Genomic DNA, 5089 nt, shown 5'->3' on the forward strand with positions numbered 1-5089 from the left:
CCGCCGATAATCGGCAGCCGCCCGCGCCCTGGCGGCCACCCCTGCACACCTCCATGCCCTCCCAGCCTCTTCTTCGCGTCCTGTCCGTCATCCCGCCGATGACGCAGCTCAACACCCCGTATCCGTCCACCGCGTACCTCACGGGGTTTTTGCGTTCACGCGGCATCGCGGCGGTGCAGGAAGACCTGGCGCTGGCGCTGGTGCTGCAGCTGCTGTCCCCCGAAGGCCTGCGTGCCATTGCCGCCGTGGTGGACGCGCTACCCGCCCGCAAGCACAGCCCCTCCCTGCAGGCATTCGTGGCACAGCGCGATCGGTACCTGGCCACCATCGCGCCCGCCATCGCATTTCTGCAGGGGCGGGATTCCACCCTGGCGCACCGCATCGTGGGGCGCAATTTCCTGCCCGAGGGGCCGCGCTTTGCCTCGCTGGATGTGTATGTGGACGACGAGGGCGGCGACCCGCTGGGCTGGGCCTTTGGCGCGCTGGGCCTGCACGACCGCGCCAAGCACCTGGCCACGCTGTACCTCAACGATCTGGCCGATGTGCTGCGCGATGCGGTCGACCCGCGTTTTGAGTTTGTGCGCTATGCCGAGTCGCTGGCGGGCAGCCAGCCCACCTTCGAGCCGCTGGCCCAGGCGCTGGCCGCTGCGCCCAACCTGGTGGACGACACCCTGCGCGAGCTGACCCTGGCGGCGGTGGAACGCCATGCGCCCACCGTGGTGCTGCTGTCGGTGCCGTTTCCTGGCTCGGCCTACGCGGCCTTTCGCATTGCACAGACCATCAAGGCACGCCACCCCCACATCGTCACGGTGCTGGGCGGCGGCTTCGTCAACACCGAGCTGCGCGAGCTGACCGAGCCGCGCGTGTTCGACTACTTCGACTATGTGACGCTCGACGCGGGCGAGCGCCCGCTGCTGGCGCTGCTGGAGCATCTGCAGGGCCAGCGTGGCCGCCAGCGGCTGGTGCGCACCTTCGTGCGCGACGATGCGGGCGCCGTGCAGTACGTGAACATGATGGAAGCCGACATCGCTTTTGCCGAGGTGGGCACCCCCACCTGGGACGGCCTGCCGCTCGACCGCTACCTCTCGCTGCTCGACATGCTCAACCCCATGCACCGGCTGTGGAGCGACGGGCGCTGGAACAAGCTCACCGTGGCCCATGGCTGCTACTGGAAGAAGTGCAGTTTTTGCGATGTGAGCCTGGACTACATCGGCCGCTACGAAGGCGCGTCGGCCACTGTGCTGGCCGACCGCATCGAAGCCATCGTGCGCGAAACCGGGCAGACGGGGTTCCACTTCGTGGACGAAGCGGCGCCGCCCAAGGCGTTGAAGGCGCTGGCCACCGAACTCATGGCGCGCAATGCCGGCATCTCGTGGTGGGGCAACATCCGCTTTGAAAAGACCTTCAGCCCCGAGCTGTGCAACCTGCTGGCCGACAGCGGCTGCATCGCCATTTCGGGTGGGCTGGAGGTGGCTTCCGACCGGTTGCTGGGCCTGATGAAGAAGGGCGTGTCGGTGGACCAGGTGGCCCGCGTGACGCGGGCGTTCACCGAGGCCGGCATCCTGGTGCACGCCTACCTGATGTATGGCTTTCCCACCCAGACCGTGCAGGACACCGTGGACGCGCTGGAGTACGTGCGCCAGCTGTTCGCCAATGGCTGCATCCAGAGCGGGTTCTTCCACCGCTTTGCCTGCACCGTGCATTCGCCCGTGGGCCAGGCGCCCGAGGAATATGGCGTGACCCTGCAGCCGTTGCCCCCGGTGAGCTTTGCCAAGAACGACATCGGCTTTCACGACCCCACGGGCGTGGACCACGATGCCCTGGGTGGCGCGCTCAAGAAGGCCATCTACAACTATATGCATGGCATCGGGCTCGAAGAAGACGTGCGCAGCTGGTTCCCCTTCAAGGTGCCCAAGACCACCGTGGCGCGCCACCGCATCGAGCGGGCCCTGCGCGAGCGCGGATAACCCCCGCGGGGGCAGCCCGCACGGCATCGCCGGCCCGTTGCCCCGCCACGCCGGGGGCATGGCGGGTACCCGAAGGCGCTCGGGAACAGCGATGCCACCGAAGGTTGCGGTGGCAGGGTTGGTGGAATGCAGCGTGGAACCCAGAGACTTCACAAGCCCCACGAGTCCCCGTGCCACACAGCGGCCTTGGCAGCAGGGTACGGGCTGCATCGATAGGCCGCGCACGCCATGATGCTCTTGTATTGATAGCTGCTCGCGAAGATTGCGCAAGCGCTATGGCGCAAAAACACCTTGAAAACGCACCAGTGCCTCAGAAATGCCGGCGCAGCGTCACCTGCACCGAGCGCGGCGAGCCGGGCAGGATCAGGTTGTCGTTGCTGCCGTGGGCCGACACGTAGTATTTGCGGTTCGCGAGGTTCTTCACATTGACATCCACATCCCACGCGCCCAGCGTGTACTGCAGCGCCGCGTCCACGGTGGTGTAGGCCGGCAGCGTGACCAGGTTGGTCAGCGAGGTGAAGCGCGCCCCCACGTAGCTCATGCCGCCGCCCAGGCGCAAACCATGGCCCAGGTCTTTCATGGCCCACAGGAAGGCGGAGTTGCGGGGGGTGAGCGCCGGCACCTTGCCCTGCGCCGCAATGGCGGCGGTCGGCAACTGCAGCGAACCCGTGGTGGCCAGCGATTTCGTCATGCGGCCGTCCAGATAGGCATAGCCCGCACCCACGTCCCAGCGGCCCGGCAGGCGGCCGTTGGCGGTCAGCTCGAAGCCGTTGGTGCGCTGCGTGCCCACGTTGATCTGGCGCGAGGGGTTGGTCGGATCGGTGTTCTTGATGTTGGTGCGCTCGAGATTGAAGAGGGCGCCGGTCATGTTCAGGCGGCCATCGAGCAGGTCGAGCTTGACGCCGATCTCCTTGTTCTGCGTGATCTCGGGTTCGTTAGCGGTGGTGCTGGCGGCCAGCGCGAACGCCTCGCCCGAAGGCTGGAACGACTTGCTGTACGAAACGTAGTACGACACCGTATCGCTGGGCTGCCACACCAGGCCGGCGCGGGGGCTGAACTTCCGGTCTGTGCGCGACAGCGCGGAGAGCTTGCGGTCAAACTCGGTCTGCTGCCGGAACACGTCGTAGCGCGCGCCCACCAGTGCCTTCCACTGGGGCGCCAGCGTGATCTGGTCCTGCCAGTACAGCGCGGCGGTGTCCTGCGTGGTGTGGCTGGGAATGGCGCTGTCGGCGGCGTAGTTGGCCGCCGGAATCACCGGCGCGGCCACGCCGGCCGGGTTCAGGATGGAGACACGGTCGGCCCCGCCCGAGACGGATTCGGAGCGCTTCTTCTGCGAGCCCAGTTCCACGCCCATCAGCCATTCCTGGCGCAGGCCGCCGAGCTGGTTGCGCCAGGTCACGTCGGTCTGGTTGAACAGGCCTGTCTCGTCGCGCAGGATGAACGAGCGGGTGCGCCCCACGGTCATGTCCACCGGGTTGGTGGTGCCGCCGGGCAGGGTGTTGTAACGGTCGAGCGCGTAGCCGTAGGCGCGTGTGATGTTGCGCACCGACCAGTCGTCGTTGAAGCGGTGGTTCAGCGTGGCCGCAAACGACTGGATGGTGCTGGTGGTGGTGTCGTCCTGCGCGGCGTTGCGCGAGCCGTAGTAGGTGCTGGCGGGCACATCCACGGGGCGACCGTTCAGCGCGGGGATGCCGAAGTCGGTCAGGCGCTTGTCGCGCGCGTTGGTGTACTGCAGCAGCAGGTCGGTCTGTGCGGCCAGCTTGAGCGCCAGAGACGGCGCGAAGTTGTAGCGTTTCACGAACTGCTGGTCGCGGTAGCTGCCCGAGTCTTCTGCCGCCATGTTCAGGCGGAAGGCCGCGGCGTCGTTGATGCCCAGGTTCACGTCCGCCGTGGCGCGGCGGTAATCGAAGCTGCCCAGGCCCAGCGTGGCCTCGCCCGAGGTCTCGCCGAACTTCGGTTTCTTGGTCACGCGGTTGATCAGGCCGCCCGACGAGCCGCGCCCGTACAGCACGGCCGCCGGGCCCTTGAGCACTTCCACGCGTTCGATGTCGGCCAAATCGCGGAAGTACAGCGCGTCGTCGCGCACTCCGTCCACGAACTGGTCGGCAATGGCCGTGAAGCCGCGGATCACCACCTGGTCGCGCTGGCCGTCGCCGTGGCTCATGGCCACGCCGGGCACGTTGCGCAGCGCGTCTTCCATCGAGCGCGCGCCCTGGTCGCGCAGCAACTGGCCGGGCACTACGTTCACGGCCTGCGGCACGTCGCGCAGCGGCGCGCTGCCCTTGGTGGCGGTGCTGCTGGTGGCGGGCGAATACGCATCGTCGTCCGCCGACGACCGGATGGTGACTTCACCCAGGGCCTGGGGTGGGGCGGCGGACGCGGGTGTCTGGGCGAAGACGGGGTGGGCCAGGGCGGCCAGCAAGGCGGCGGCCAGGGGCGTGAGGGCATGGGAGAGCGAAGAGCGCATGGGTTTCCTTCAAGATAAAAGTGGGGAAACAGCACGGGCCTGGCTGGCGGCTGCGGGGCAGCGGGCTTGCGGGGGGTGGTGTTGGAAAAATGGGGGGAAGTGCAGGCGTTGCTGGCACCGCCGCGTGCGCTACGGCGGGCGCTGGCGGGTGGGGCAGGCGCTACAGGCGCGACTGGTGCGCAAGGAAGGGGCCATCACCATCCTTCGGCCGCCGCGAGGACGCCAGCGCAGAACGCCAGTTGCGCCAGCCCGGCCAGCCGGCGGGGCCACCAGGTGAGAACGGTTGTCACCGCCAGCGCCGCCAGCGACAGTGCCACGGCCCAGGCGGTCACCGCCAGCGATGCCGGGCCGCTGCCCGACCGTGCGGCAAGCCCGAGCGACAGCAGCAACAACAGCCAGCCGCCGCCGCGCAGGCCCTGCAACTGCCGCAATGACGCGTCACGGCCCCGCGCGTCCGCATGGTGGCGGTCCATGCCCAGCGCCAGGGCGGTCCAGGCGGCAAAACACAGCAGAAAGGCACTCATGGGTTCAACCCCGGCAACGGGTGGCTGACCGGTCTTGGGGTGGGCAGCGCCGGGGGCGTGGCCCTGCCAGAGCTGCGGGCGCTGGCGGATGGGGCAGCTGTCGCGCGCGGCCACAGATGCCAGGCCAAGGT

Annotated in this window: 3 protein-coding genes; 1 reads left to right on the forward strand and 2 read right to left on the reverse strand. The window is 68.3% G+C overall.

What is annotated here, in order from left to right; all coding sequences use genetic code 11:
- Nucleotides 1–53 precede the first annotated feature (53 nt).
- Nucleotides 54–1967 (forward strand): B12-binding domain-containing radical SAM protein, encoded by a 1914-nt coding sequence (locus tag ACDELDRAFT_RS18970; RefSeq protein WP_198403270.1) that lies wholly within the window; start codon nucleotides 54–56, stop codon nucleotides 1965–1967.
- Nucleotides 1968–2277: 310 nt separating this feature from the next.
- On the opposite strand, the gene ACDELDRAFT_RS18975 is transcribed toward ACDELDRAFT_RS18970, so the two are convergent.
- Complete coding sequence (locus ACDELDRAFT_RS18975; protein ID WP_005799641.1) at nucleotides 2278–4434, reverse strand: TonB-dependent receptor; 2157 nt, start codon at nucleotides 4432–4434, stop codon at nucleotides 2278–2280.
- A 194-nt stretch (nucleotides 4435–4628) separates the two neighbouring features.
- Nucleotides 4629–5089, reverse strand: a 461-nt coding sequence (locus ACDELDRAFT_RS18980; protein WP_005799642.1) for a DUF3325 family protein, incomplete at its 5' end; no start/stop codon positions are given.

Origin of the sequence: Acidovorax delafieldii 2AN (assembly GCF_000175235.1) — a bacterium.
GTDB lineage: Bacteria > Pseudomonadota > Gammaproteobacteria > Burkholderiales > Burkholderiaceae_C > Acidovorax > Acidovorax delafieldii_B.

Coding starts and splice junctions, on each gene's coding strand:
- ACDELDRAFT_RS18970 (WP_198403270.1), top strand. CDS start 54: ATGCCCTCCCAGCCTCTTCTTCGCGTCCTGTCCGTCATCCCGCCGATG.
- ACDELDRAFT_RS18975 (WP_005799641.1), bottom strand. CDS start 4,434: ATGCGCTCTTCGCTCTCCCATGCCCTCACGCCCCTGGCCGCCGCCTTG.